The 25,424-nt window shown below is 52.2% G+C and carries 30 protein-coding genes; 28 read left to right on the top strand and 2 right to left on the bottom strand.

All coding sequences use genetic code 11. From position 1 onward, the window contains the following. Window positions 1–262 precede the first annotated feature (262 nt). Window positions 263–469: a DUF2188 domain-containing protein gene (locus tag ACO0LK_RS18900; protein ID WP_422977747.1), complete on the bottom strand. Its 207-nt coding sequence runs from the start codon at window positions 467–469 to the stop codon at window positions 263–265. A gap of 320 nt (window positions 470–789) precedes the next feature. Here ACO0LK_RS18900 and ACO0LK_RS18895 point away from each other — a divergent pair, with 320 nt between their 5' ends. From ACO0LK_RS18895 to ACO0LK_RS18860, 8 genes are all read left to right on the top strand, one after another. Further along, complete coding sequence (locus ACO0LK_RS18895; RefSeq protein WP_186949445.1) at window positions 790–1,170, top strand: hypothetical protein; 381 nt, start codon at window positions 790–792, stop codon at window positions 1,168–1,170. Between the two features lie 46 nt (window positions 1,171–1,216). Continuing rightward, complete coding sequence (locus tag ACO0LK_RS18890) at window positions 1,217–1,732, top strand: RNA polymerase sigma factor (protein WP_422977745.1); 516 nt, start codon at window positions 1,217–1,219, stop codon at window positions 1,730–1,732. 13 nt (window positions 1,733–1,745) lie between these two features. After that, window positions 1,746–2,576, top strand: a complete 831-nt coding sequence (locus tag ACO0LK_RS18885; RefSeq protein WP_422977743.1) for an anti-sigma factor family protein — start codon at window positions 1,746–1,748, stop codon at window positions 2,574–2,576. A gap of 172 nt (window positions 2,577–2,748) precedes the next feature. Then, the gene (locus ACO0LK_RS18880) at window positions 2,749–3,582 is read left to right on the top strand and encodes a glutaminyl-peptide cyclotransferase (RefSeq protein WP_422977741.1); all 834 of its coding nucleotides are present in this window, start codon (window positions 2,749–2,751) and stop codon (window positions 3,580–3,582) included. Between the two features lie 30 nt (window positions 3,583–3,612). Then, entirely contained in the window at window positions 3,613–4,155 is a 543-nt protein-coding gene (locus tag ACO0LK_RS18875) for a 2OG-Fe(II) oxygenase (RefSeq protein ID WP_422977739.1), read from the top strand. A gap of 602 nt (window positions 4,156–4,757) precedes the next feature. Next, a complete protein-coding gene (locus ACO0LK_RS18870) occupies window positions 4,758–5,189 on the top strand; it encodes a VOC family protein (RefSeq protein ID WP_422977737.1) in 432 nt (143 codons plus the stop codon). A gap of 59 nt (window positions 5,190–5,248) precedes the next feature. Then, window positions 5,249–5,593: a GFA family protein gene (locus ACO0LK_RS18865; protein WP_422977735.1), complete on the top strand. Its 345-nt coding sequence runs from the start codon at window positions 5,249–5,251 to the stop codon at window positions 5,591–5,593. 13 nt (window positions 5,594–5,606) lie between these two features. Then, entirely contained in the window at window positions 5,607–6,080 is a 474-nt protein-coding gene (locus tag ACO0LK_RS18860; RefSeq protein ID WP_422977733.1) for a nuclear transport factor 2 family protein, read from the top strand. A gap of 40 nt (window positions 6,081–6,120) precedes the next feature. Here the strand turns inward: ACO0LK_RS18860 and ACO0LK_RS18855 are convergent, their stop codons facing one another. After that, window positions 6,121–7,194 (bottom strand): MBL fold metallo-hydrolase, encoded by a 1,074-nt coding sequence (locus ACO0LK_RS18855; RefSeq protein WP_422977731.1) that lies wholly within the window; start codon window positions 7,192–7,194, stop codon window positions 6,121–6,123. 195 nt (window positions 7,195–7,389) lie between these two features. On the opposite strand from ACO0LK_RS18855, the gene ACO0LK_RS18850 reads away from it, so the two are divergent. The 20 genes from ACO0LK_RS18850 to bioD all read left to right on the top strand — a co-directional run bounded on the left by ACO0LK_RS18850 (window position 7,390) and on the right by bioD (window position 25,420). Beyond that, the gene (locus ACO0LK_RS18850; RefSeq protein WP_186949461.1) at window positions 7,390–7,785 is read left to right on the top strand and encodes a MerR family transcriptional regulator; all 396 of its coding nucleotides are present in this window, start codon (window positions 7,390–7,392) and stop codon (window positions 7,783–7,785) included. Window positions 7,786–7,856: 71 nt separating this feature from the next. Next, a complete protein-coding gene (locus ACO0LK_RS18845; protein ID WP_422977729.1) occupies window positions 7,857–8,183 on the top strand; it encodes a hypothetical protein in 327 nt (108 codons plus the stop codon). A 120-nt stretch (window positions 8,184–8,303) separates the two neighbouring features. Next, a complete protein-coding gene (locus ACO0LK_RS18840; protein ID WP_422977727.1) occupies window positions 8,304–8,774 on the top strand; it encodes a PaaI family thioesterase in 471 nt (156 codons plus the stop codon). 110 nt (window positions 8,775–8,884) lie between these two features. Next, entirely contained in the window at window positions 8,885–10,069 is a 1,185-nt protein-coding gene (locus ACO0LK_RS18835; protein WP_422977725.1) for an isovaleryl-CoA dehydrogenase, read from the top strand. A 26-nt stretch (window positions 10,070–10,095) separates the two neighbouring features. After that, window positions 10,096–11,031, top strand: coding sequence for a pyridoxal-phosphate dependent enzyme (locus ACO0LK_RS18830; protein ID WP_422977723.1), 936 nt, complete (start codon window positions 10,096–10,098; stop codon window positions 11,029–11,031). A gap of 14 nt (window positions 11,032–11,045) precedes the next feature. Next, a complete protein-coding gene (gene aceK, locus ACO0LK_RS18825) occupies window positions 11,046–12,827 on the top strand; it encodes a bifunctional isocitrate dehydrogenase kinase/phosphatase (RefSeq protein ID WP_186949471.1) in 1,782 nt (593 codons plus the stop codon). An 81-nt stretch (window positions 12,828–12,908) separates the two neighbouring features. Further along, window positions 12,909–14,090, top strand: a complete 1,182-nt coding sequence (locus ACO0LK_RS18820; RefSeq protein ID WP_422977721.1) for an acetyl-CoA C-acetyltransferase — start codon at window positions 12,909–12,911, stop codon at window positions 14,088–14,090. A gap of 127 nt (window positions 14,091–14,217) precedes the next feature. Beyond that, window positions 14,218–14,886, top strand: coding sequence for an SDR family oxidoreductase (locus ACO0LK_RS18815; RefSeq protein WP_422977719.1), 669 nt, complete (start codon window positions 14,218–14,220; stop codon window positions 14,884–14,886). 73 nt (window positions 14,887–14,959) lie between these two features. Then, window positions 14,960–16,093 (top strand): acyl-CoA dehydrogenase family protein, encoded by a 1,134-nt coding sequence (locus ACO0LK_RS18810; protein WP_422977717.1) that lies wholly within the window; start codon window positions 14,960–14,962, stop codon window positions 16,091–16,093. A gap of 32 nt (window positions 16,094–16,125) precedes the next feature. Further along, window positions 16,126–16,521 (top strand): rhodanese-like domain-containing protein, encoded by a 396-nt coding sequence (locus tag ACO0LK_RS18805; protein ID WP_422977715.1) that lies wholly within the window; start codon window positions 16,126–16,128, stop codon window positions 16,519–16,521. A 2-nt stretch (window positions 16,522–16,523) separates the two neighbouring features. Continuing rightward, complete coding sequence (locus tag ACO0LK_RS18800) at window positions 16,524–16,907, top strand: YchJ family protein (RefSeq protein ID WP_422977713.1); 384 nt, start codon at window positions 16,524–16,526, stop codon at window positions 16,905–16,907. 8 nt (window positions 16,908–16,915) lie between these two features. Beyond that, window positions 16,916–18,538, top strand: coding sequence for a carboxyl transferase domain-containing protein (locus ACO0LK_RS18795; RefSeq protein WP_422977711.1), 1,623 nt, complete (start codon window positions 16,916–16,918; stop codon window positions 18,536–18,538). A 22-nt stretch (window positions 18,539–18,560) separates the two neighbouring features. Then, window positions 18,561–19,034 (top strand): hypothetical protein, encoded by a 474-nt coding sequence (locus ACO0LK_RS18790; RefSeq protein ID WP_422977709.1) that lies wholly within the window; start codon window positions 18,561–18,563, stop codon window positions 19,032–19,034. 28 nt (window positions 19,035–19,062) lie between these two features. Then, window positions 19,063–19,998 (top strand): alpha/beta hydrolase family protein, encoded by a 936-nt coding sequence (locus ACO0LK_RS18785; protein WP_422977707.1) that lies wholly within the window; start codon window positions 19,063–19,065, stop codon window positions 19,996–19,998. Between the two features lie 40 nt (window positions 19,999–20,038). Next, window positions 20,039–20,545 carry a hypothetical protein gene (locus ACO0LK_RS18780; RefSeq protein WP_422977705.1) on the top strand — a complete coding sequence of 169 codons (507 nt, stop codon included), beginning with the start codon at window positions 20,039–20,041 and terminating at the stop codon, window positions 20,543–20,545. 35 nt (window positions 20,546–20,580) lie between these two features. Then, on the top strand, window positions 20,581–21,360 hold the full coding sequence (locus tag ACO0LK_RS18775; RefSeq protein ID WP_422977703.1) for an enoyl-CoA hydratase/isomerase family protein: 780 nt from the start codon (window positions 20,581–20,583) through the stop codon (window positions 21,358–21,360). 39 nt (window positions 21,361–21,399) lie between these two features. Next, the gene (locus tag ACO0LK_RS18770; protein WP_422977701.1) at window positions 21,400–21,927 is read left to right on the top strand and encodes a DUF1569 domain-containing protein; all 528 of its coding nucleotides are present in this window, start codon (window positions 21,400–21,402) and stop codon (window positions 21,925–21,927) included. Window positions 21,928–22,068: 141 nt separating this feature from the next. Then, a complete protein-coding gene (bioA, locus tag ACO0LK_RS18765) occupies window positions 22,069–23,406 on the top strand; it encodes an adenosylmethionine--8-amino-7-oxononanoate transaminase (protein ID WP_422977773.1) in 1,338 nt (445 codons plus the stop codon). After that, window positions 23,403–24,689 carry an 8-amino-7-oxononanoate synthase gene (bioF, locus tag ACO0LK_RS18760; RefSeq protein WP_422977699.1) on the top strand — a complete coding sequence of 429 codons (1,287 nt, stop codon included), beginning with the start codon at window positions 23,403–23,405 and terminating at the stop codon, window positions 24,687–24,689. Before bioA ends, bioF begins: the two co-directional genes overlap by 4 nt. Further along, entirely contained in the window at window positions 24,689–25,420 is a 732-nt protein-coding gene (gene bioD / locus ACO0LK_RS18755; protein WP_422977697.1) for a dethiobiotin synthase, read from the top strand. The genes bioF and bioD overlap by 1 nt, the downstream gene beginning before the upstream one ends. Window positions 25,421–25,424 lie beyond the last annotated feature (4 nt).

The following is a 25,424-nucleotide window of genomic DNA, read 5'->3' as shown; positions in this document are numbered from 1 at the left end:
GAAAAATGACACTTGCGGTGATCGTAGTAAATCTTTTAGCGGTTGCTGATATTATTTTAACGATCGAATGATCGTCGCACGATGTTGCTAAGAGCAATTAATTGGTAAGTCAATATGTTATTTCGAATGGCGGTAAGTAAAGCTTAGGCAGATTTTGTCTGAGTTCACAAGCACTATCTAAGTGCATGGAAGTCAGGGCCATCAATTTAATGACATGGACGTCAGCTCAATGCTGCTGGACCCTGATCTACTGCGACTCCATTTAAGGTTTTCTCCATTGATCAGGCCTCCCCTTTGATGTATGGCGCACGCGCTCAACGTGTGGTGCAACTCCATTGTTCAGTTCTAGAGCACGTTGGATAGCCTCAGCTTGAGTTGGCTTTACAGCACTTGCCCTTTCGGCGTTTGGTCGCCTGACGGCGAAGTCACCTTGTGGGCGCTGTTCTACATAAATTCTTTTATCAGTCATACCATTTCCTTTCAAATAGATTGATACTGCATGTAGTGCTAACTGCACCATTTACTACTATAGGTGGATTTTTCTGAATCACAAGGAGTTTTTAGCACTCTCCTCATGAGAGTGCTAAAAGACCAAGCATGTCATTTTTGAGGTAGTGCCCGCTATGAGGATTTGAAATCATTTCATTTATTTTCAGCGGTATGGAATAAAACGGCGCTGCCTGACGTTTATCCCTTTGTAAGATCGTGAACAGGTTCTAAGCCGCATGAGTCTGTATGGCTTGTTCAAGGTCTTGCATCGACTATATCTATACAACCAGGAGTTCCTTGATGAAAATTCGCCAAATTTGCCTTAGCCTGTCTTGTGCCGCCATGTTGCTGGGTGGTTATTCCGTGGCCCAGGCCCAATCCATGCCCAAAGCCGCCGATGGTGTGCTGGTCAGCGCCAGTGGCATGACACTGTATAGTTTTGACAAAGATGTTGCAGGCAGCGGCAAAAGTGCCTGCAATGGCCCTTGCGCAACCAACTGGCCGCCGGTTCCGGCACCAGCCCAGCTGCCAGCCGGCAAGTATTCTGTAGTGACGCGTGACGATGGTAGCAGCCAGCTGGCGTATGACGGCAAGCCTTTGTATCTGTATGCGGCTGACAAGCAGGCTGGTGAGCGCAATGGCGATAATTTCAAAAATGTCTGGCACATCGTCAAACCATAATTGATGCCCATGTTGATGACAGTCACGAACCGCAGCGCCCCTGCCTATGCTGGATAAACAGTCCAGCCATACGCAATTGCTGGCCTGTATCCCTCGCCTGCGTCGCTATGCGCGTGCGCTGGTCGGGGACAGGGCGGGTGCCGACGACCTGGTGCAGGACACCATGGAGCGCGGCTGGAGCCGCTTGGCCGGATTTTTACCCGGCAGCGATATGCGGGCCTGGCTGTTCAGCATCATGCACAATTTACGGATTGACCATTTGCGCAGACCGGTGCTGCCTACCGAAGCCTTCGAAGACGAAGCGCAGTTGCCGCCGGTACCGGCAGAACAGAGCCAGGGCCTGGAATTGCGTGATTTGCAGGCGGCACTGATGCAATTGCCCCTGGAGCAGCGCGAAGTCTTGCTGCTGGTGGCGCTGGAAGAAATGCCCTATGAAGCCGTAGCGCAGGCCCTGAATATACCCGTGGGGACGGTAATGTCGCGCCTGTCACGCGGGCGTGAGAAGTTGCGTGCCATCATGGAAGGCCGGTCACAGCCAACTGTGCTGAAGGTCGTCAAATGAAGAAAGTACCAGCATGAAACAGGCCCCCATCAGCGAAGCAGATCTGCATGCCTATGTCGATGCGCAGTTGTCGCCTGCGCGCCAGGCAGAGGTGGAAGCCCATTTGCAGGCATATCCGGATGACGCCCGGAAGGTAGAGGCCTGGCGCCAGCAAAATGCCAGCCTGCATCTGTTGTTTGACTCTGTCATGCAAGAAGCCTTGCCCGACAGACTGGTGCAGGTGCCAGTGGACCGTTTGCCGGTGCGCCGGACAGGGTGGGGCTGGCAGCCTCTGGCTGCCGGGGTGGCCATTGCTTTTGTCAGTGCTGGCATGGGCTGGTTTGCAAATGACTTGCATGGCAAATCGGGTGAGGCGGGTTTGCTGGCTTTAGGGCCGGGTCAGGTACCAAGGGTGGGCGTGCAAAATGCTGCAGCCTTTGCCCACCAGGCTGCCGTTGCGCATCTGGTGTACAGCCCGGATGCCCGGCGTCCGGTAGAAATCGGTGCCGAACAGGAAACCCAACTGGTCGCGTGGCTGTCAAAGCGCATAGGCAGCCCCATGCATGCGCCCAAGCTGGGCAAGCTGTCGTATGAACTGGTGGGCGGCCGATTATTGCCAGGCGGCAGTGGTCCAGTGGCCCAGTTCATGTATCAGGACGCCAGTGGCCAGCGCCTGACCCTGTATGTAAGTACAGACCAGGTGCATAACAAGGACACAGGTTTCAAATTCATGCAGGAAGACAAGGTCAATGTGTTTTACTGGATAGACGGCAAATTTGGCTATGCCTTGTCTGGCAATATCAGCAAAACTGAGTTGGCGCGTATTGCCAGTGCCGTCTACGAGCAACTTGATAAACCGTCCTAGTCTGGCACATGAAGTACGGCTCGGAGCTGCAACGCAGCTGGGGCGGTTCTGTGTAAGTCCTATTTATTTGTCACGTTAAGTAAAACTGGGTGACAGTTGCCCGGAAAATATCTATTCTTTCCCGTCTGATGCCGGACAATATGATTCCCGGCCTTACATCCAGGATAGACGCATGACAGATAGGAAGGAAATCGCCAGCTTGCCCCGCCGCACATTCAGCAGCCTGCTGGCCGGGTTGATGGTGTGCTGCCTGGCAGCCAGCCAGCCAGCCAGTGCAGCCACAGCGGTGTCGACTACCACATCCGCCTTGCCCACCTATGGTTATCAGGTGGTGAACAGTTATCCGCATGATGCAAATGCCTTCACCCAGGGGCTATTTTACAAGGATGGTTTTTTGTATGAGAGCACTGGCTTGCAGGGACATTCATCGGTACGCAAGGTGAAACTGGAAACCGGTGAAGTGATACAAAAGATCGACTTGCCCAGGCAAATTTTTGGTGAAGGCATTACTTACTGGGATAACCGCCTGATAGGCATTACCTGGACATCGCAGGCAGGGTATGTGCTGGATCTGAACAGCTTTGCCTTCCAGAAAGAATTTGCCTACAAGGGCGAAGGCTGGGGTCTGGCGCGCAACGACAGTGAAATCATCATGAGCGACGGCACCGCAGAATTACGTTTCCTGAATCCGGAAACACTGGCCGAAGTACGCCGGATCAAGGTAACAGCACGTGGCAAACCGGTAGATCAGTTGAATGAGCTGGAATGGGTCAAGGGTGAAGTGTTCGCCAATATCTGGCAAACCGACAAAATTGCCCGCATTGATCCCAAATCCGGCAATGTAACTGCCTGGATAGACCTCAGCGGCTTGCTGCCGATACGTGAACGCATGATGAGCAATCCTGATGTGCTCAATGGCATTGCCTATGATGCCGCACACGACCGCTTGTTCGTGACTGGTAAATTATGGCCGCGGATTTATGAAATCCGCCTGGTCAAGCGCTAATCAGGTGTCAGTGATTTCGACATGGCAGGCATGAATATCGTCAGACATAACGACAGAGTTTTTTCTGTTGATCAATTTCTTGCAGCAGACGAATGCGCACAACTGATTGCGCTTGCTGAAAAACAAGGTTTTGTTGCCGCAGGCGTCCGTACCAGTGAAGGACAAAAATCCATGCCCATGATCAGGAACAATGAACGCGTTATGGTGAGATCTCCCGAATGGGTCGCGCTGCTGTGGCAACGCTTGGCAAACATTAACTTACCAATACTGGATGGACAGCAAGCTTGTGGCTTGCCCAGGGATTTGCGCTTTTATAAATATGTTGTTGGTCAGCGTTTTAAAATGCATAAGGACGGACCGTGGACAGAAGACGGGTTAAGCAGCAAGCTGACCATGCTGGTTTACCTGAATCAGGAATTCAGCGGTGGCAGCACAGATTTTCGTGATGTCTGCATACAGCCAAAAACCGGGTCTGCCTTATTCTTTATTCACGATACCTGGCATGAAGGCCGGGCGATTGAGGATGCTTGTAAATATGTACTTCGTTCAGATATTCTCTATGATGATATTTAAGAAACCTTGGGTGCGACTGGCTTATTTGCTTGCACCGTCTTTAATCGCGATGCCGTCAATGGTTTTTGCTGCCAGCGATGCTAGCCTTGAAGCCGGTCTGGTGCAGGCGCTGAGTATCAAAAAAAATGGACCGGACAGGCTGGCCAAATCCAGCCCCGTGATTACCGCCTACAAGCAGGCTGGCATCTTGGCCCGACAGGCGGACGCGCGCGCTGATTATGTTGATTTCTATCTTTTGCGCAAACCAGCCAGTTTCATGGGGCATAAACTGGTGTTGCTGGAAGAAGAATACATGGATACTTATGTCGGCTGTTGTGTCAGCCCAGGCATGGGTCTGGTGGTGCAGGTGAGTGGCAGTACAAAAAGCATGCAGGATTTTGCGGAAAAAAATGCCTGCACTTTTAAACCGAATGCGGATGTATTTGATACCTTGAAAACTTACGGTATCAAAAATAAGTTACCCAAAGTTGATTATGCCTCACTCAGCTGCCGCGAGAGGGATGCGCAGAAGTAAGATGAACTTGCATAAGCCTGCTTTGTTGTATATAAAGTAAGTCCTTGTACTTATCAGCGTCCAGGCAAGTCTTCTTCAGGAGCTAAGCATGTCCCAGTCTTATCGCACGCCGTCCGATATCCATCCCAGCCTGATCTATGATGACGCACCCGCGGCAGTAGACTGGCTGGTACGTGCCTTTGGCTTTACCTGCCGTTTTGTCGTACCCGGGGAAGGCAATCGCATAGAGCATTCTGAACTGAGCCTGGGTACAGGTGTGGTCATGGTCAGTTCGCCCAAGGCAGAAACCCACCATGTCAGTCCCAGATCTTTGACCGGGATTTCACAGGCGCTGAGTGTCTACGTGGCTGACCCGGATGCGCATCATGCGGTGGCCATCGCTGCTGGTGCCAAACTGGTACGTCCCTTGCAAACGGAAGAGTACGGCGCACGCGGTTATATGGTGCTCGACCCCGAAGGCCATCTCTGGTATTTCGGCAATTATCGTCCTGGTGAATACTGGCAGGATGCAGCGTCTTAAGCCGGCGCACTGTCGGTCAGACTGACATCACCTTTTTCATTTTCAGGAGCTTGAATACCATGCATAAAGGCAGTTGTCATTGCGGCAAAATCGCATTTGAAGTAGAAGGTGAGATAGGAACTGCACTCGCCTGTAATTGTTCCATCTGTCAGCGCAAGGGCTCACTGCTGTGGTTTGTGCCGCGTGATCACTTTCACTTGACGACACCTGAAGATGCAGCCAGTACTTATGACTTCAATAAGCATGTGATACATCATAAATTTTGCCCTGCTTGCGGTATCCATCCTTATGCTGAAGGTGTAGATCCAAAAGGCAATCGTGTAGCAGCAGTCAATATCCGCTGCCTGGAAGACATAGACCTGGACGCCATACCCGTGCATCACTATGATGGCCGTGCGCTGTAGAAGTATGGCTGACATGCTGAACAAGTGCCTGGGTAAGTTTTGGATATTGCTGACTTTGGTAAGTCTGTGTTCACTGTCTGTGCATGCGGCTGATTTTCCAGATCAAAAGCGCGCAGCAGCGGTAGCCGAACTGAAGCGCCTGTCCGATGCCTGGGACCAGGCAATAATACGCAAGGACAGGGCCGCAATTGAATCCAATATGACAGAAGATTTCCGTCAGATAGATGGCAGCGGTGATATCGAAACCAAGACCAGTTTCGTCGATGGATTAGTATCAGACAAACTGGTGCTTGATCCCTACACAGTGGAAGATTTTGAAGTGCGTCTGTATGACAATATCGCCCTGCTCAGTGGCCGTACCCAGATGACAGGGCGTTACGATGGCAAGCCTTTCAAATCACATTACCGCTATATCGACATCTATATCAAGCGCAATGGCAGATGGAAAATAGTTAGCGTGCAGATCAGCAAAATACCTCAGCAATAAGCATACTGGTCCCTGTGACAGGGACTGTATGCATCAAAAATTATTTCTCCACAAAACGCATGATGCCGTCACTGCCCAGTTCCCTGCGCAGAATGTTGTCAAACCACAGCTTGTGCAAATGTGCCAGGGCTTCACCGATGGCAAATGTCAGTTGATGTGCATCCAGCGGGCGGCGGAACATGATGGGGACGATGTCTGCCGCTGACTGCGGTGTGCTGCAGGCTTCTTTGACTTCTGCCAGGCGCTCTGCATGATGGTCCTGCAATTGCTGAACGCGGGTATGCAGGCCCTTGAAGGGTTTGCCATGTGACGGCAGGATCAGCACGTCTTCTGGCAGTGGCAGGTATTTTTGCAGCGAATCCAGATATTGCTGTACCGGATTGGCTTCAGGCTCTATCGCAAATACCGATACATTGGTGGAAATGCGCGGCAGCAGCATGTCGCCCGAGATCAGGATATTCAGTCCGGCGCAATACAGCGACGCATGCTCGGGGGAATGACCAAAGCCGCAGATGACTTGCCAGTGGCGCTGATTGATGACGACATCTATGCCTTCTTGCAGGCGACGATAGGCAGTCGGCACGGTTGGCACCAGGCGGGTGTAATGGTTCTTTCTTTCCTGTATCTGGTCTTGCATGGCGGTATCTACCAGGCCATGTTTGCGGAAATGCGGGAACATGGCCGTGCCATCCGCGCCGGGCAGGCTGGCCGACATCATGCGGGCAAACGCATATTCGCCTGCTGTCATCCACAGTTGACAATTCCAGCGGCTGCACAGCCAGTCGGCCAGGCCTATGTGGTCAGGATGGCAGTGGGTAGCAATGACGCGGATGATGGGCAGGCCGCGCAGATGATTGTTGAGGTCCCCAAACAGAATTTCCCAGGCGTCGCGCGTGGCATCGCTGGCAATGCCGCAATCGATAGCGGTCCAGCCGTGTACCTGCCCCTGTTCGGTTTCAATCTCATCTTCCAGCAGCCACAGATTGATATGGTTCAGTGCGAATGGCAGACCCATGCGTATCCACAGCACACCCGGGGCAATTTCCATGGTTTTGGCGGTGTCCGGCAGGGTTTCGCCAAAAGGGTAGTGCAGTTGTTGTTCCAGTAAGTTCATGGCCTGACCTGTCTCTGTTGTTATTGTGAAGGCGCAGGCATCTCTGTGCCTGCTCTTTTTCGCATTATGGTTGATTCCATAAGCGCTGGAATAGCCTACAATGCGATTTAAAACTATTTGACGTTAACGTAAACTGCAATTAACGCAAATTGTAATCAGAAAATCGTTTCTGTGTTTTTTCAACAGACTTTGACCATGGCCACTTACACCATTACCGACCTTGCCCGTGAATTTGACATTACGCCGCGTGCGATACGATTTTATGAAGACCAGGGTTTGCTTAGCCCCAGCCGCGAAGGACCAGGCGGACGTAACCGCATCTACACAGCGCGCGAGCGTACGCATTTAAAACTGACCCTGCGTGGCAAACGCTTGGGCCTGAGCCTGTCGGATATCAAGAGTCTGGTCGACATGTACCGGTCTCCTAAAGATACCGAGGTGCAGTTGCAGAGTTTTCTGGTGGTGTTGGCCAGGCACAGGGCAGCGCTGGAACAGCAGCGCGAAGACATAGAAATCATGCTGGCCGAAATCAGCGCGCATGAAGAAAAAAGCCGCAGCCTGTTGGCACAGGCAAGTACCAAGCCGGAATAAACAAGCTGGGATAATCAGGTCGTAATAATCAGGTTGGAAATCGGCGTTCAGTTTTTAAAAAGGAGACAAAGATGCTTAGTTTATTACCTAAGTTATTGCTCAATCTGCAATTTTTCTCGGTCGGTTTTGTCTTTTATGCAGCACGCTATCCTGAAAAAATCACCGTTAAAAATGCCATACGGTTGATATTGACGGGTGTCTGCCTGCTATTGCTGACCTTGTGTTTCGGCGTTTTTATGTCAGACAAGACCATCGCTGCCACTTTGTTCGGTATCAACAGCGGTGATGACCATCACATGGGCGTTATTTACGGCGTCAGTGTGCTTTACCTGGCTTTTTTATGTGGCGTATGGAATGTATCCCGCTATTTTTTCCGTCCTCAGGTCAAGGCCAAATAATTGGCGGGGCAGGGATAGTCAAACTGAAAAGCGTCAAATTGTTGAATTGACGTTTACGTAAACGTCAATTAGTCGTATTATTTTTGCCTGAGCTGGTTTTTCCGTTGTTATGGAGGTTTCATGAGTAATCAGGCAACACATCAGACAGCCGCCGCACTGGATCATAAACTGGCCCTGAGCTTGCTGGAAAGCTTCAACGCACAGGGCGCATTGATGGCCTGGAATGCCCGGCTGACCAGCATCACCCCCGGTGCCTGCGAAATCAGCCTGCCTTTCAGTGATGTAGTCAGCCAGCAGCATGGTTATTTTCATGGCGGCGTGATAGGCACGATCGCCGATGCAGCGGGTGGCTATGCCGCTAATACGCAATTGATGCCGGTGAGTGAGTGCTTAACTGCCGAATACAAGATCAATATCGTCGCACCAGGCAAGGGCGATACCCTGATTGCCCGTAGCAAGGTATTGAAGGCAGGTAAAACCCTGGTGGTATCCAGCGCCGAAGTGTTCGTGGTGCATGAAGGCAAGGAAAAACTCTGCGCCATCATGCAGCAGACATTGTTCGTGATACCCAAGGCAGATGCAAAAATCTAAATCAGTCGCTGGTTCTGGCCAGTAGCTGAAAGCAGTACTATGGCTGGCATGCTTGAATATAAGCTCGCATACGCCAGCGAATTTTAATTTTATAAAAGTGTGAGGACGACATGCTCCATTTACCAGGTTTAACTTTTGATCATGGCGAAGATATCGCCGCTTTGCGCGAAGCCGTGCAGCAATTTGCCCAGGCAGAAATTGCCCCGCGTGCTGTCGAGATAGACCGTAGCGACCAGTTCCCCATGGATCTGTGGCGCAAGATGGGTGACCTGGGCATTCTGGGTGTGACCGTCAGTGAAGAATACGGTGGCGCCAATATGGGCTATCTGGCACATATTATCGCCATGGAAGAAATTTCCCGCGCCTCTGCCTCTGTCGGCCTGTCGTATGGCGCCCACTCCAACCTGTGCGTGAACCAGATCAAGCGCAATGGCACAGAAGAACAAAAAGCCAAATACCTGCCTAAGCTGATCAGCGGCGAACACATAGGCGCGCTCGCCATGTCCGAACCAAATGCCGGTTCCGACGTCGTCAGCATGAAGTTACGTGCCGACTGGAAGGGTGACCGCTGGGTCTTGAACGGCACCAAGATGTGGATCACCAATGGCCCGGACGCCGATACCCTCGTCGTATACGCCAAGAATGACCTGGAAGCTGGCCCGCGTGGCATGACGGCCTTCCTCATAGAAAAAGGCTTTAAAGGTTTCAGCATCGCGCAAAAGCTCGACAAACTCGGTATGCGCGGCTCCCACACAGGTGAGCTGGTGTTCCAGGATTGCGAAGTCCCGGCAGAAAACGTACTCGGTGGTTTGGGCAAGGGCGTCAATGTTTTGATGTCTGGCCTGGATTTTGAACGCACTGTCCTGTCCGGCGGCCCGCTGGGCATCATGCAGGCCTGTATGGATGCAGTGGTTCCCTATGTGCATGACCGCAAGCAATTTGGCCAGCCTATCGGTGAATTCCAGTTGATGCAGGGCAAGCTGGCGGATATGTATTCCACCATGATGGCGTGCAAGGCATATGTTTATGCGGTTGGCCAGGCCTGTGACCGCGCCAAAACGCCAGAGGCAGTACGCGCCCTGCGCAAGGATGCGGCCGGGGCGATTTTGTATTCCGCAGAAAAAGCCACCTGGATGGCGGGCGAAGCCATCCAGACCCTCGGTGGCAATGGCTATATCAATGAATACCCGGTTGGCCGTCTGTGGCGCGATGCCAAGCTGTATGAAATCGGCGCCGGTACCAGCGAGATACGCCGCATGTTGATAGGCCGTGAATTGTTTGCAGAAACCAAATAAGCCATTTGCGCTACACTGGTCAATTTATGACGCAATTACATATCGCTACACCCTTGCTGGAGCATAGGCGTCTGTCCGCCAGCCTGGCTAGGTCAGTCTGGCTGAAGATGGAAAACACCCAGCCTTCAGGCTCGTTCAAGTTACGTGGCATAGGCGTAATGTGTCAGCGTGCTGCTGCCAACGGGGCGAAACATTTTGTTTGTCCCTCTGGTGGCAATGCCGGTTTTGCGGCTGCCGTGGCAGGCGTGGCCCTGGGTGTACAAACCACTATCCTGGTGCCACAAACCACGCATGAAAGCGTGCGTGCAGCGATACGGGCCATCGGTGCCACTGTCATCGTTGAAGGTGGCGTCTGGGATGAAACCAATCAGGCTGCCCTGCGCCTGTGTGAGCAGCCTGGTGCAGTTTATATTCCTCCATTTGATCATGCCGATATCTGGGACGGCAATGCGACCCTGATCGATGAAGTGGCTGGCAAGCTCGATTTCGATGTCGTCATCTGTTCGGTCGGTGGTGGTGGCTTGCTGAGTGGTATTGCCTTGGGGCTGGAACGCAATGGCCTTGCTCACATCCCCATTATTGCCTCGGAAACGGAAGGCGCAGCATCCCTGCATGCAGCCGTGCAGGCGGGGGAACTGGTGACCTTACCTGCAATAACGTCTATTGCCAGCACGCTGGGTGCACGCAAGGTGGCACAGCAGGCATTTGACTGGACGCGCAAGCGTACTATTCATACCGTTACCGTCAGCGATGCCCAGGCTGTGCAGGCTTGCCTCGACTTTGCTGATGATATGCTGGCCCTGGTAGAACCTGCTTGCGGCGCCGCACTGGCAGTTGCTTACCAGAACCTGCCAGTACTGACTGAGTTTAAAAAACCACTGATTGTGGTTTGTGGTGGTATTGCCGTGGATTTGGGTAAACTACAGGCTTGGAAAAACCAGTTCCAGCCGACAGTTGACTGATGTGAGCGCCGACCATGCCCAATACCCATTTCCCCAAGTTGTTATCTTCACAAATTGCCTTTGATATCGCCAGGACGATACTCGATGGCTTTGACAAGCATTACCACTTGTTCAGGGCCAGTAGCCAAAGAGCAAAGCAGCAATTTGAAACGGGGGACTGGAAAGCGGCGCAAATCGCCGCCCGCGAACGTATAGGCTATTACGATACCCGCGTGCGTGAATGCGTGCAGGCACTGGAAGATGAATATGCAGAAGAAGACCTCAGCGACGAAGTCTGGCGCGAAGTCAAACTGCATTACATGGGCATGCTGATCGATCATCTGCGCCCTGAACTGGCAGAGACTTTTTTTAATACGGTCTGTACCAAACTGCTGCACAGAAACTATTATCACAATGATTTTATCTTTGTGCGCCCGGCTACCTCGACCGAATATCTGGAAAGTGAAGATACGCCACCGAGTTATCGCGTGTATTACCCGGCGACGGATGGCCTGAACTTCACCATCAAGCGCATCGTCACCAATTTCCAGTTGAACGCCAGGTTTGAAGATCTGGACCGCGATGTGGCGCTGGTGGAAGCGCGCCTGCGTGAAAACTTTGGCCCCGCCAAGCTGGAACCGAATCATCAGATACAGGTATTGGCCAGTCTGTTCTACCGCAACAAATCTGCCTACATTATAGGCAAAGGCATTAACGGCAATCGTGAATACCCGTTTGTGGTGCCCGTCATGCACAAACGCAAGGGCGAACTGGTGCTCGATACGGTGATCTTTGACACCATGCTGATTACCGTCCTGTTTTCTTTCACGCGTGCCTATTTCATGGTGGACATGGAAGTGCCATCGGCCTATGTACAATTCATACGCAGCATCCTGCCGAAGAAGCCGCGTAGTGAAATCTACACCATGATAGGTCTGCAAAAACATGGCAAGAATCTGTTTTACCGTGATTTTTTGCATCACCTCAAATATTCATCTGACCGCATAGAAGCTGCACCCGGTATACGTGGTCTGGTGATGCTGGTGTTTGCACTGCCGTCTTTTCCGTATGTATTCAAACTGATCAAGGACAGCTTCCCGCCACCCAAGGAAACCACCAAGGCCTTGATCAAGGAAAAATACCTGCTGGTGAAGAACCACGACCGCGTAGGCCGCATGGCGGATACGCTGGAATATTCAGATGTGGCTTTTCCACGTGCGCGCTTTTCAGAAGAACTGCTGGCAGAGATCAGGCAATATGCACCGTCGCTGCTGGAAGTTAATGATGATGAAGTCGTCATCAAGCATCTGTACATAGAACGCCGCATGACACCTTTGAATATCTGGCTGACTGAAGCCGAACAAAGTGGTGACATGGCAGCCATGGAACATGGTTTGAAAGAATATGGCAGTGCCATCAAGGACCTGGTGGCAGCGAATATCTTCCCCGGTGACATGTTGTACAAGAATTTTGGCGTCACCCGTCATGGCCGTGTCGTCTTTTATGACTATGATGAAATCGAATACATCACTGACTGCAATTTCCGCACCATACCTTTGCCGCGCAATGAAGAAGATGAAATGTCTGCCGAGCCCTGGTATCCGATTGCCAGAAATGATGTTTTCCCTGAGCAATTTGGTACTTTCCTGCTGGGGAACAAAAACGTCAAACAATATTTTATGAAGCATCACGCTGATTTGCTGACCGCCGAATACTGGCAGGCACGCAAGAAGCGTATTGTCGATGGCAAGGTGGATGACGTGTTTCCATATCCGCAGGAAATCCGCTTTTGCAATCAGATCAGCAGTACAACTTAGAAGCTTTGTGCTTGCCCGTTTTATGACGGACAAGCCATCATCAGTCAGGCAGTCAATCTGCTTTTATTTTTGGAGAACAAGATGAATGATCCTATCGTAATCGTTGGCGCAGCCCGTACCCCCATGGGTGCTTTTCAGGGTGATTTTTCTTCACTGACAGCCAGTCAGTTGGGCGCTGTCGCCATCAGGGCTGCGGTTGAACGCGCCGGTGTCAAACCAGAACTGGTAGAAGAAGTCTTGTTCGGCAACTGCCTGATGGCAGGCCAGGGCCAGGCTCCTGCACGTCAGGCTTTGCTGGCTGCGGGTTTGCCGGTTTCTACTGGTGCCGTTACCCTGTCAAAGATGTGCGGCTCAGCCATGAAGGCGACCATGATGGCCTTTGACTCCATCAATGCAGGCAGCAATGAAGTCATCGTTTCTGGCGGTATGGAATCCATGACCAATGCTCCTTACCTGATTCCCAAGGCGCGTGGTGGCTACCGTATCGGTCATGGCATGATGTATGACCACATGATGCTTGATGGTCTGGAAGATGCGTATGACAAGGGCCGCTCCATGGGTACTTTTGCTGAAGACTGTTCAGCCAAATATAACTTCAGCCGTGAAGACCAGGACGCATTTGCGATTGCATCTGTCAAACGTGCGCAGGCGGCAACCGCCGATGGCTCCTTCGCATGGGAAATCGCGCCAGTGACCGTATCTGGCCGCAGCGGCGATGTCGTCATCGACAAGGATGAAGGCCCCTTGAAAGCCAAGCTGGATAAAATCCCTGCGCTGAAACCAGCCTTTAAAAAAGATGGCACGATTACCGCTGCTTCCTCTTCATCCATCAATGATGGTGCTGCTGCTCTGGTCTTGATGCGTGAATCGAAAGCCAAAGAACTGGGCCTGACGCCACTGGCAAAAATCCTCGGCCATGCCAGCAATGCGCAGGAACCAGGCTGGTTCACTACCGCGCCGGTTGGTGCGATCCAGAAGCTGTATAAAAAACTGGGCTGGACAACGACGGATGTTGATCTGTTTGAAATCAATGAAGCTTTTGCGACTGTGCCTATGGCAGCCATGAAGGAGCTGGATATTCCGCATGACAAGGTCAATGTGCATGGTGGTGCATGTGCTTTGGGCCATCCTATTGGTGCTTCTGGTGCGCGCATCATCATCACGCTGATGGGCGCCCTGAAGAAGCAGGGTAAGAAGCGTGGTGTGGCTGCGCTTTGTATTGGTGGTGGTGAAGGAACAGCTTTGGCGATTGAATTACTGTAATTCTTGAATACGTCATTCCCGCGCAGGCGGGAATCCAGTGGCGTTCAGAGTCGCTGGATCCCTGCCTGCGCAGGGATGACGGTCATTTTCCCCTTCTGCATTAGCAAATATTTGTAACAGGAAAACCATGCCAGTCGCTTTAATCATCGGTGCATCACGCGGTATCGGCCAGGAGCTGGCCATGCAATACAAGGCTGCAGGCTGGCGTGTTATCGCTACTGCGCGCAAGGAAGAAGATCTGGCTGCTTTGCAGTCGGCGGGGTGCGAAGCCTTGCCGCTGGATGTGACGAACCTGAATGACTGCGCCGGTCTGGGCTGGCGTCTGGACGATGAAAAACTGGATGTGGCAATCCTGAATGCCGGCATGTTTGGCCCAAGAACGTCGGGTTTGACCACACCGGATCAGCAGCAGTTTGATGCCGTCATGCATACGAATGTATTGGCTGCGATGCGCATATTGCCGATAGTACTGCCGCTGGTAGAACATGCCCGGGGCAGGCTGGCTGTGCTTTCTTCCGGCATGGCATCGATAGGTGAACGCAGCAATCCCGCTGGCTGGTTATACCGCGCCAGCAAGACGGCATTGAATTCTGTGCTCAAGGATGTATCGCTGAGTACAGAAAAAGCGATCTGTGTCGCCATGGACCCGGGCTGGGTACAAACCGATATGGGCGGCAGCGGCGCAGAAATTACTGTGGATGTCAGCGTGGCTGGCATACGCCAGACTCTGGCGGCACTCAAACCAGCCGACAATGGCAAATATTTGCAATATACGGGTGCTGAACACGGCTGGTAAAGCAGTCATAGGTACTGAATCAATCGCACTGCATCAATAGCACCACATCAATAAAATAGAAGACAGAACCACTATGCTACTCACACCAGAACACGAAATGATACGCGACGCCGTGCGCAGCTTTGCCCAGGAACGTCTGGTGCCCAATGCGGCGCGCTGGGACAGGGAACATCACTTCCCCGCAGAAGAATTGAAAGAACTGGCACAAATGGGGGCCTATGGTGTGGCCGTGCCGGAAGAACTTGGTGGTGCAGGCATGGATTATCTGTCGCTGGCCCTGGTGCTGGAAGAAATCGCTGCCGGTGATGGCGGTACCTCTACCGTGGTATCCGTCAATAATTGCCCGGTTTGCAGCATTGCCATGATGTATGCGAATGACGCGCAAAAAAAACAATGGCTGACGCCATTGGCACAGGGCGAGATGCTAGGTGCTTTTTGTCTGACTGAACCACACGCAGGCAGTGATGCGTCGGAATTACGCACGACTGCAAAACGCGACGGCGACCAGTATGTCATCAATGGCGTCAAGCAATTCATCACCAGCGGCAAGTATGCTGATGTCGCCATCGTCATGGCTGTCACGGATAAAGAAGCAGGCAAGAAAGGCATCAGCGCCTTCTGGGTGCCCACCAGCACTCCTGGCTATATCGTCGCCAGCCTGGAGCAGAAAATGGGCCAGCATTCTTCCGACACGGCACAAATCCTGTTCGAGAATTGCCGCATTCCTGCTGAAAACCTGATCGGTGAAGAAGGCATGGGTTACAAGATTGCCCTGTCTGGCCTGGAAGGTGGACGCATAGGCATCGCCTCGCAATCAGTAGGTATGGCCCGCGCAGCCTTTGAAGCAGCACTCGCCTATGCCAAGGACAGGACCAGTTTTGGCAAACCGATTTTTGAGCACCAGTCCGTGCAATTCAAACTGGCAGACATGGCGACACAGCTGGAAGCCGCACGTCAGTTGATATGGCATGCTGCCAGCATGAAAGATGCAGGCAAGCCGTGTTTGAAAGAAGCAGCAATGGCAAAATTGTTTGCTTCAGAAATGGCAGAAAAAGTTTGCTCGGATGCGATACAAATCCACGGCGGTTATGGCTACGTCAGCGACTTCCCGGTAGAGCGGATTTACCGTGATGTACGAGTTTGCCAGATATATGAAGGTACTTCGGATATACAAAAGATTTTGATTGGGCGAGCATTGGCTGGTTGAGTGGTTTCAGTTTTAAAAATAACGGAGACAGCATGAAAAAAGGTTACAAGCAACTGGTCGACGAAGCCAATGCCGAAATCAAAACCTATAGCGTGGCTGAAGCCCTGGCCAAACTGACAGATGCCAATGTGCAGTTTGTTGATGTACGTGATATCCGCGAACTGGAACGTGAGGGCGTCATCCCCGGTGCCTATCATGCGCCACGTGGCATGATAGAGTTTTGGGTTGACCCGGATTCACCGTATTTCAAACCTGTATTCGGCGAGAAAAAAGAATTCGTTCTGTTTTGCGCCGCTGGCTGGCGCAGTGCCTTGACCACAAAGACCGTGCAAGACATGGGCCTGGAAAATGTCGCCCATATTGATGGTGGCTTTACCGCATGGAAGGCAGCAGGCGCGCCAGTCGCCATCAAGGAAAGTAAAAAGTAATAATGAGCAGTAAAGCATGCCCCTGTGGCTCGAATAAAAATTTTGAACAATGTTGCGGCCCTTACATCAGTGGTGCAGCGGTGGCACCAACGGCAGAAGCGCTGATGCGTTCGCGTTATAGCGCCTATACCTTGAATGACGAGGCCTATTTGCGTAGCACCTGGGATGAAAGAACCTGCCCCAAAGAACGTATCACGCATGACGACCCGACCAGATGGCTGGGCCTGGAAGTAAAGAAATTCAAGCCTGATGGTGATGCGGCGACAGTTGAATTTGTTGCCCGTTACAAGATAGGCGGCAAGGCGCACAGGCTGCATGAAGTCAGTCGCTTTGTGCGGTATGACGGCAAATGGTATTACGTGGATGGCAGTTTTCCAGAAAAGTGAAAAAGATAATGACAACTTTAGATTCCAAACTCAATCCCCGCTCTGAAGAATTCAAGGCCAATGCAGCAGCCATGCAGGCCGTGGTGGATGACCTGAAAGAAAAAATCGCCAAAATCGCTCTGGGTGGTGGCGACGAAGCACGCAAGAAACATCTGGCGCGTGGCAAACTGCTGCCGCGTGACCGCGTGCAGATGCTGCTTGATGCAGGCACGCCTTTCCTGGAGTTTTCACAGCTTGCCGCCTTCGACATGTATAAAGAAAAGAACGATGTCGATGCCGCTCCATCTGCCGGTGTGATCACCGGCATCGGTCGCGTGGCCGGGCAGGAATGCATCATCGTCTGTAACGACGCCACCGTTAAAGGCGGTACCTATTACCCCCTGACGGTCAAGAAGCATCTGCGTGCGCAAGAGATTGCTGAACAGAATAACCTGCCCTGTATTTACCTGGTCGATAGCGGCGGCGCGAATCTGCCGAATCAGGATGATGTCTTCCCTGACCGCGATCATTTTGGCCGCATTTTCTTCAATCAGGCCAATATGTCCGCCAAGGGCATACCGCAAATTGCGGTTGTCATGGGGTCGTGTACTGCCGGTGGTGCCTATGTGCCAGCGATGAGTGATGAATCCATCATCGTCAAGAACCAGGGCACGATTTTCCTTGGCGGCCCACCACTGGTGAAAGCCGCTACCGGTGAAGTCGTCAGTGCCGAAGACCTCGGTGGTGGTGACGTGCATACGCGCTTGTCTGGTGTGGTGGATCATCTGGCGCAAAATGATACACATGCGCTGTCGCTGGCGCGCACTATCGTCTCGCATCTGAATCGCCAGAAGCCACAAACCGTGGTCATGAAAGAAGTCGAAGAACCGAAGTTCCCGGCGGCTGAACTGTATGGCGTGATACCGGTCGATACCCGCAAGCCTTTTGACGTGCGTGAAGTGATTGCCCGCATTGTCGATGGCAGCCATTTCGATGAATTCAAGGCGCGCTATGGCACCACCCTGGTCTGCGGTTTTGCGCATATCCACGGCATGCCGGTTGGCATCATCGCCAACAACGGCATCCTGTTTTCTGAATCGGCCTTGAAGGGGGCGCATTTCATTGAGCTGTGCTGCCAGCGCAAGATACCTCTGGTCTTCCTGCAAAACATCACCGGTTTCATGGTGGGGCGCAAATATGAAAACGAAGGCATTGCCCGCAACGGCGCCAAGATGGTGACCGCAGTAGCGACGGCGAATGTACCCAAGTTCACCGTCATCATCGGTGGCAGTTTTGGTGCAGGCAACTATGGCATGTGTGGCCGCGCTTATTCGCCACGCTTCATGTGGATGTGGCCTAATGCCCGTATCAGTGTCATGGGTGGTGAACAGGCTGCCAGTGTGCTCGCCACAGTCAAGCGTGACGGCATAGAAAGCAAGGGCGGTACATGGTCAGCCGAAGAAGAAGCAGCCTTCAAGCAACCTATCAAAGACCAGTATGAACACCAGGGCCATCCTTATTATGCGTCAGCACGCCTGTGGGATGATGGTGTCATCGATCCGGCAGATACGCGCATGGTGCTGGGCCTGGGCTTGTCGGCAGCTTTGAACGCGCCGATACCGGATGTTAAGTTTGGCGTGTTCCGCATGTAGCATGTAAATGGCGATAGCATTTATGAATAAAAATACTCTTACGTCCCTGTCTGTTTTGGCCATCACCTTGATCCTGGGTGCTTGTACCACGCCGCCCTATGTAGAACCGCAAAGTGGAAACACTGCTGAAATGGTGGTGAGAATCCAGCCTGCACGTGGAACCCTGTTTTACCTGAATACCTACGACAATGCTGAATCATGTTCAGGTGAGAAGACCATCGTCAGTGATACGAACCGGATTAGCGTATCCAAGTTTAAATTTGCAACTGAGAAACTGACTACCCTGCAATATATGGAAATGCTGGGTGGTGCAAATTGCCTTATGAAGTTCAGTTTTTTTGGGAAGGCTAATCACGTCTATGTTCTTGATAGCCAGACCACGCCAGGTAAATGCAGCATTAAATTGCGGGATGCAACGGATATGAAAACCCTGGTGCCTGTTCCCACGATCGACCGCTACAACGGCGATAATGTTTGCCCTAACTTCAAGGGCTAAATGCACGAATTTACATGTGAGCCAAGCCATGTCCATCATCTTTAAAAAATCCGTTTTTTATACCGTTTGTTTGCTGTGCCTGGCAGGTGTGGATACCATGGCATTTGCCATGCCGCAAGAAGAGGCAGAACCAGCGAAAGCTGCGATCAAATGGGCAACGGATATCAATGAAACGGTCAGCACCTTGCCGGTTGCGGTGAAGGATATGTATGGACGTGATATTTCCGGCGAAGTGGTGATTACGGCATTCAAACCGGCGGGACCTGGCCCTTTTCCTGTAGTGATCCTGAACCATGGTCGTAGCGCGACAAATCGTGCTGAGCCGCCACGTTTTCGCTATACCCAGCAGGCCAGATATTTCGTCCGGCGTGGTTTTGCTGTGTTTGAGCCTACCCGTATAGGTTATGGCGAAAAGGGAACCACGCCCGATCCGGAAGACAGCGGAACCTGCAATAACAAAAGCTATGCCCCCATGGCAGAAGCAGCCAGTACCGAAATACTGGCCGTACTTGAGTATGCAAAAAAGCAAAGCCATGTTGATGCCAGCAGAGTGCTGATCGTCGGCCAATCGGTTGGTGGCTATAGCACAGTGGCGACAGCGGCGAAAAATCCGGCAGGCTTGGTGGCTGCCATCAATTTTGCTGGTGGTTCGGGTGGTAATCCGGCGGAGCGTCCAGGCGAGCCCTGTCAGCCAAACAGGCTGGAAAAAATGTATGAAACTTTTGGTGCCAGTGCCAAGGCACCCATGCTATGGATTTATACCGAAAATGATCAATATTTCGGCCCCAGGTATAGTCAGGCCTGGCATGCCACCTTTGTGAAGGCCGGCGGCAAAGCTGAGTATGCCTTGCTGCCAGCCTTTGCCAAGGATGGCCATACCCTGTTTGCATCCGGGATGAAGATATGGGAACCTGTGGTCAGCCGTTTTCTGGATGAAAACGGGTTTCCCGCTGCTGGCAGATAAGCTGTTGGCAATGAAATTTAAAAATAAACAATAATTCAATATGATCAATCTTTCCCGTTTTGCCAGCTTTCAGAAGTCTCAGATAAAAAACATCCTCTCGTTATTGGCAGTGACTTTGTTGTCTGCTGCCTGTGTAACAACGGGACCTTATGTAGCGCCGCAAAGTGGTGCAGTAGCTGATCTGGCGGTCAGGATTACTGCCGCCAAAGGAAGCAGTTTTATTTTAAATATTTATGATGACGCAGAGTCTTGTTCCGGTGCAAAGTCGTTGGTGGATGATGCCGGGAAGGTGAGTATTACTGCCACCAAGTTGGCCGCAAATAAATGGACGACGTTTGCTTACTATGAAGTTCAAGGCAATTCCTCATGTAAAGTCAATTTCAGTTTTTTCCCAAGGGCTGATCACACCTATGTGCTGGATAGTGAAACGGGCAGGAGTAGTTGCCATTTACGTATGGTTGATGCAACGGATTTGAAAAGAATGATGGTTGTCCCTATGACCAACCGTACAGTGAATGGTGCTGCGTGCGTACCTTTAAAGAAATAAGCAAGCCGCCAGCTTTTACTGAAAAACAGGCAAAAATGGAAACTTTACATATCGAAATTGCAAATCGGGTGGCAACGGTGACACTGAACCGCCCTGACGTACGCAATGCTTTTAATGAAACTACCATTGCAGAAATCACCCGGGTTTTTCGCGATTTGGATAAGGACGACAGCATTCGTGCTATTGTGCTGGCCGCGAATGGTCCTGCTTTTTGTGCGGGGGCAGACCTGAACTGGATGAAAAAGATGGCCGATTACACCCATGAGGAAAACCTCGCGGATGCCGGTCAACTGGCAGACATGTTGCACACCATTTATCGCTGTAGCAAGCCGGTTGTTGCCAAAGTGCAAGGTGATTGTTATGCCGGTGGCATGGGTCTGGTGGCTGCCTGCGATGTGGCTGTCAGTGTGGATACGGCCCATTTTTGCCTTAGTGAAGTCAAGTTGGGCCTTATACCGGCGACGATTTCGCCGTATGTCATCAAGGCCATGGGTGAAAGTGCGGCGCGCCGGTATTTCATCACTGCCGAGCGGTTTACGGCGACAGAAGCGCATCGCACCGGTTTTGTACATGAACTGGCGACGGCAGAGTCGCTGGATGCCAAAGTGGCCGAGATCGTCAAGGCCCTGGTCAGCAATAGCCCGAATGCGGTCAGACAGGCCAAACGCCTGGTGCAGGATGTTGCCAGTCGGGAATTGACACCGGTACTGATTGCGGCAACGGTAGAAGGTATCGCGCAGATACGGGCTTCAGATGAAGGCCGTGAAGGTGTACGCTCCTTCTTGGAGAAGCGTAAGCCGGACTGGCTGATATAGTTTTTGAAACGTGGGCAGGAAAGTGGAGACAAAGCAAACATGAAAAAAAGAAGAGTCTTGTTGACCGGTCTTGCCACGTCCCTGCTTGCTGTTGCCGGTGTGGCCAGTTATCGCAAATCGACTGTGGTGATTACCACTGTGGCTAAGATGCAGGCGCGTTTGACTGCCTTGAAATCGGGCACGCTGGTCAGCGTCAGCGGCTGGTCGCCACATAAGGTGTTTGTGCATCTGGCTCAAAGCATAGAGTATTCGATGACCGGTTACCCGGAAATGAAATCGCCAACTTTCCAGCACACCGCCGGTGCGGTGGCGTTCTATGCTTTTTCAGTCGCTGGTGCGATGACGCATAATTTGAGTGAACCCATACCAGGTGCACCAGCCATCGCCGAGAGTGGCGATACCAATGCAGCCATCGACATGGTGATCACTGCATTACAAAAATTTGAACAGTATGCAGGCGAAATCAAGCCGCATTTTGCTTATGGTAGTTTGAGCAAGACAGAATTTGCCAAAGCCCATGTCATGCATATAGAAAATCATTTGAAACTTATACAGTCCCAGGCTTGAGACCGTATGTAGTAGTTGGTAGTCAGTAGTCAGTAGTCAGTAGTCAGTAGTCAGTAGTCAGTAGTCAGTAGTCAGTAGTCATTAGTCATTAGTCCGTAGTCATTAGTCAGTAGTTTGCTTAGTAGAATAAATGTGTCGGGAATAAATTTGAATCAACAAAATGACTGGGTAGCACGCAGCCTGCAACATGTATGGCATCCGTGCACCCAGATGCAGCATCATGAAACCGTGCCGCTGATACCCGTCAGCCATGGTCGTGGTGCATGGCTGTTTGATATGGAAGGCAAGCGTTACCTGGATGCCATCAGCTCCTGGTGGGTGAATCTGTTTGGTCATGCCAATCCGCGTATCAATGCCGAACTGAAAGACCAGCTCGACAAGCTCGAACATGCAATGCTGGCCGGGTTCACCCATGCGCCTGTCATTGAGCTATCAGAAAAGCTGGCCGCGCTGAGCAATCATGCGCTCGGCCATTGTTTTTATGCGTCTGACGGTGCATCGGCAGTCGAGATTGCACTGAAGATGAGCTTCCATGCATGGCGCAATGGCGGCCAGACAGACAAGCAGGAATTCATTTGCATACAGGGCAGCTATCATGGTGAAACCGTGGGCGCGCTGGCGGTGACGGATGTCAGTCTGTTCCGCGAAGCTTATGGCCCCATGTTGCAGCGTGCCCATGTGGTGGCATCGCCCGATGCGCGCCTGGCCGAAGCGGGTGAAACCGCGGCTGATGTCGCCTTGCGCGCTGCCGCCGCACTGGAAGCAAAATTGCAGGAAAGAGCAGGCAAAATTGCTGCCGTCATCATCGAACCGCTGGTGCAATGCGCCACCGGCATGGCCATGCATGACCCGGTGTACCTGAAGCGTTTGCGCGAGCTGTGTGACCAGTATCAGGTACATCTGATCGCGGATGAAATAGCGGTAGGCTGTGGCCGTACCGGCACCTTCTTCGCCTGTGAATCGGCACAGATATGGCCAGACTTTTTGTGCCTGTCCAAAGGCATCAGCGGTGGTTATCTACCCTTGTCGCTGGTAATGACGACGGATACTGTGTACCAGGCTTTTTATGATGCCGATGTGCGGCGCGGCTTTTTGCATTCGCACTCTTACACCGGTAATCCGCTGGCATGTCGTGCGGCGCTGGCGACCCTGGCGATTTTTGAAGATGACAAGGTTTTGCAAAAGAACCGTGCCAAGGCTGAATTTCTGAATGCGGCTTTTGCTGATATAAAAAATGATGCCCGTGTGCGTCACTTCCGCCAGCAAGGCATGATCATTGCCTTTGATGCGGTAGTGGATGATGCAGAACGCGCAGCGACATTTTCACGCCGGTTTTTTACGACGGCATTGAAACATGAATTATTAATGCGACCCATAGGTCGCACGGTCTATATGATGCCGCCCTACATCCTTGAACAGGATGAAATGAGTTTGCTGGCACGCAAGACCAGACAAGTATTTGAAGAGGTAATGGCATGACAGATGTCATCAAGAATGGAACTACAGTTGGTAATGCTTCCAACAATATACGTATCGCCAGTCAGCGCCGGTCGCTGGTGCAGGGCCTCCAGCAAGAACTCGACGTACTGGATCAAAAGCATTTATTGCGTCAGCGTCGTACGGTAGAAACACCGTCCGCCCCCAGCCTGCGTGCTGATGGTCGTGATTTGCTGGCGTTTTGCAGCAATGATTACCTGGGCCTGGCCGCCCATCCCAAGCTGGCAGAGGCCTTGCAGGAAGGTGCATCCCTGTATGGCGTGGGTAGTGGTGCCTCGCACCTGATCAGCGGCCATAGCCGTGCCCATGCCGTGCTGGAAGAACGCCTGGCAGAATTTGTGTCACCGTATATTGAGAACGCACGCGCCCTGTATTTCTGTACCGGCTATATGGCCAACCTGGCTGTCATCACGGCGCTGGCCATCAACAAGGATACGACGGTATTTTCTGAAGCACTGAATCATGCATCCCTGATCGATGGTGCGCGTTTATCACGTGCTGCGGTGCAGGTATTCCCGCATCGTGATTACACCGCGCTGGAACGCATGCTGCAACAATGCAAGACCAAGCACAGGGTGGTGGTTACCGACAGTGTTTTCAGCATGGATGGCAATATTGCTGAACTGGCACCGCTGCTGGCAATCTGCGAACAGTATGATGCCTGGCTTATCGTTGATGATGCACATGGCTTTGGGGTATTGGGTGAACATGGTCGTGGCGTGCTCGAACATTTGCAGATCAGCTCACCCAATCTGGTGTACATGGGTACGCTGGGCAAGGCTGCCGGTGTGGGGGGGGCTTTTGTTGCCGCACACTCCACCGTCATTGAATGGCTGGTGCAGCGGGCCCGTGCCTATATCTATACCACGGCGGCGGCGCCGGCTCTGGCGCATGCGCTGCTGACCAGCATCGACATCATTTCGGGTGAAGAAGGCCAGCAGAGACGTGCCCATTTACAAAAACTGATAGCCCTGTTCCGCAACGGCCTGCACCTGCAAGTCTGGCAGGGCATGCCTTCTGATACCGCGATACAGCCGGTCGTCATTGGTGACAATGCCGACATGTTAAGGGTTGCCGGCAATCTGATGGACCAGGGCCTGTGGGTAGGCGCAATACGCCCGCCTACCGTACCGGTAGGAACAGCGCGTTTGCGTGTGACCCTGTCGGCCGCGCATACGGAAGTACAGGTATTGCAACTGGTGCAGGCGATCAATCGCCTTGATCAGATGAGTTATGTTGCCCAATGCTTTGCAGAGGTCGCCTGATGTCTGGCCAACTGCATCATCATCATGTGCCTCAGCCTCAGCCTCAGCATCGTTGTCTGTTCGTGACCGGCACAGATACAGAAATCGGCAAGACCCTGGTCAGCGCTGCCCTGTTGCATGCGATGCAGGCACAGGGTTTGCGCGCCGTCGGTATGAAGCCGGTTGCTGCCGGTGCCAGCTTGCAGGATGGTGTGTGGCATAACGAAGATGTAGATAGCCTGATGGTGGCAAGCAATGTCCTTGCGCCGCAGGAACTGGTTTGCCCTTACCTGATGCAGGCACCTGCTGCGCCGCATATCGTGGCTGAACTGGAAAAAGTGGATATTACCCTGCCACATATACTGGATTGCTATCAGCAATTGTGTGCGCAGGCAGATGCTGTTGTGGTCGAAGGAGTAGGTGGTTTTTGTGTGCCGCTGAATGATGACGTAACGACCGCCGACCTGGCACAGGCGCTGGATCTGCCTGTCATCATGGTGGTTGGCATGCGCCTGGGCTGTATCAACCATGCCCTGCTTACCGCAGAGGCCATCAGGGCACGCGGCCTGACGCTATGCGGCTGGGTTGCCAATACCGTTGATCCATCCATGCTGTACCTCGATGAAAATATTCATGCCCTGCGTACGCGCCTTAATGCGCCTTTGCTTGGGCAGATTCCCCGTTTGAACGTTCCGGACCACGAGAAAGCGCAAAGCGCCGCCTCATATCTGGATTTGAGTGTATTGAAGTAAAAGG

The organism is Undibacterium sp. Ji49W (assembly GCF_049340205.1).
GTDB lineage: Bacteria > Pseudomonadota > Gammaproteobacteria > Burkholderiales > Burkholderiaceae_D > Undibacterium.
The sequence above is the reverse complement of the archived record's forward strand: the minus strand, read 5'-3'. Positions and strand labels throughout refer to the sequence as shown.

Coding starts and splice junctions, on each gene's coding strand:
- ACO0LK_RS18900 (WP_422977747.1), bottom strand. CDS start 469: ATGACTGATAAAAGAATTTATGTAGAACAGCGCCCACAAGGTGACTTC.
- ACO0LK_RS18895 (WP_186949445.1), top strand. CDS start 790: ATGAAAATTCGCCAAATTTGCCTTAGCCTGTCTTGTGCCGCCATGTTG.
- ACO0LK_RS18890 (WP_422977745.1), top strand. CDS start 1,217: ATGCTGGATAAACAGTCCAGCCATACGCAATTGCTGGCCTGTATCCCT.
- ACO0LK_RS18885 (WP_422977743.1), top strand. CDS start 1,746: ATGAAACAGGCCCCCATCAGCGAAGCAGATCTGCATGCCTATGTCGAT.
- ACO0LK_RS18880 (WP_422977741.1), top strand. CDS start 2,749: ATGACAGATAGGAAGGAAATCGCCAGCTTGCCCCGCCGCACATTCAGC.
- ACO0LK_RS18875 (WP_422977739.1), top strand. CDS start 3,613: ATGAATATCGTCAGACATAACGACAGAGTTTTTTCTGTTGATCAATTT.
- ACO0LK_RS18870 (WP_422977737.1), top strand. CDS start 4,758: ATGTCCCAGTCTTATCGCACGCCGTCCGATATCCATCCCAGCCTGATC.
- ACO0LK_RS18865 (WP_422977735.1), top strand. CDS start 5,249: ATGCATAAAGGCAGTTGTCATTGCGGCAAAATCGCATTTGAAGTAGAA.
- ACO0LK_RS18860 (WP_422977733.1), top strand. CDS start 5,607: ATGCTGAACAAGTGCCTGGGTAAGTTTTGGATATTGCTGACTTTGGTA.
- ACO0LK_RS18855 (WP_422977731.1), bottom strand. CDS start 7,194: ATGAACTTACTGGAACAACAACTGCACTACCCTTTTGGCGAAACCCTG.
- ACO0LK_RS18850 (WP_186949461.1), top strand. CDS start 7,390: ATGGCCACTTACACCATTACCGACCTTGCCCGTGAATTTGACATTACG.
- ACO0LK_RS18845 (WP_422977729.1), top strand. CDS start 7,857: ATGCTTAGTTTATTACCTAAGTTATTGCTCAATCTGCAATTTTTCTCG.
- ACO0LK_RS18840 (WP_422977727.1), top strand. CDS start 8,304: ATGAGTAATCAGGCAACACATCAGACAGCCGCCGCACTGGATCATAAA.
- ACO0LK_RS18835 (WP_422977725.1), top strand. CDS start 8,885: ATGCTCCATTTACCAGGTTTAACTTTTGATCATGGCGAAGATATCGCC.
- ACO0LK_RS18830 (WP_422977723.1), top strand. CDS start 10,096: ATGACGCAATTACATATCGCTACACCCTTGCTGGAGCATAGGCGTCTG.
- aceK (WP_186949471.1), top strand. CDS start 11,046: ATGCCCAATACCCATTTCCCCAAGTTGTTATCTTCACAAATTGCCTTT.
- ACO0LK_RS18820 (WP_422977721.1), top strand. CDS start 12,909: ATGAATGATCCTATCGTAATCGTTGGCGCAGCCCGTACCCCCATGGGT.
- ACO0LK_RS18815 (WP_422977719.1), top strand. CDS start 14,218: ATGCCAGTCGCTTTAATCATCGGTGCATCACGCGGTATCGGCCAGGAG.
- ACO0LK_RS18810 (WP_422977717.1), top strand. CDS start 14,960: ATGCTACTCACACCAGAACACGAAATGATACGCGACGCCGTGCGCAGC.
- ACO0LK_RS18805 (WP_422977715.1), top strand. CDS start 16,126: ATGAAAAAAGGTTACAAGCAACTGGTCGACGAAGCCAATGCCGAAATC.
- ACO0LK_RS18800 (WP_422977713.1), top strand. CDS start 16,524: ATGAGCAGTAAAGCATGCCCCTGTGGCTCGAATAAAAATTTTGAACAA.
- ACO0LK_RS18795 (WP_422977711.1), top strand. CDS start 16,916: ATGACAACTTTAGATTCCAAACTCAATCCCCGCTCTGAAGAATTCAAG.
- ACO0LK_RS18790 (WP_422977709.1), top strand. CDS start 18,561: ATGAATAAAAATACTCTTACGTCCCTGTCTGTTTTGGCCATCACCTTG.
- ACO0LK_RS18785 (WP_422977707.1), top strand. CDS start 19,063: ATGTCCATCATCTTTAAAAAATCCGTTTTTTATACCGTTTGTTTGCTG.
- ACO0LK_RS18780 (WP_422977705.1), top strand. CDS start 20,039: ATGATCAATCTTTCCCGTTTTGCCAGCTTTCAGAAGTCTCAGATAAAA.
- ACO0LK_RS18775 (WP_422977703.1), top strand. CDS start 20,581: ATGGAAACTTTACATATCGAAATTGCAAATCGGGTGGCAACGGTGACA.
- ACO0LK_RS18770 (WP_422977701.1), top strand. CDS start 21,400: ATGAAAAAAAGAAGAGTCTTGTTGACCGGTCTTGCCACGTCCCTGCTT.
- bioF (WP_422977699.1), top strand. CDS start 23,403: ATGACAGATGTCATCAAGAATGGAACTACAGTTGGTAATGCTTCCAAC.
- bioD (WP_422977697.1), top strand. CDS start 24,689: ATGTCTGGCCAACTGCATCATCATCATGTGCCTCAGCCTCAGCCTCAG.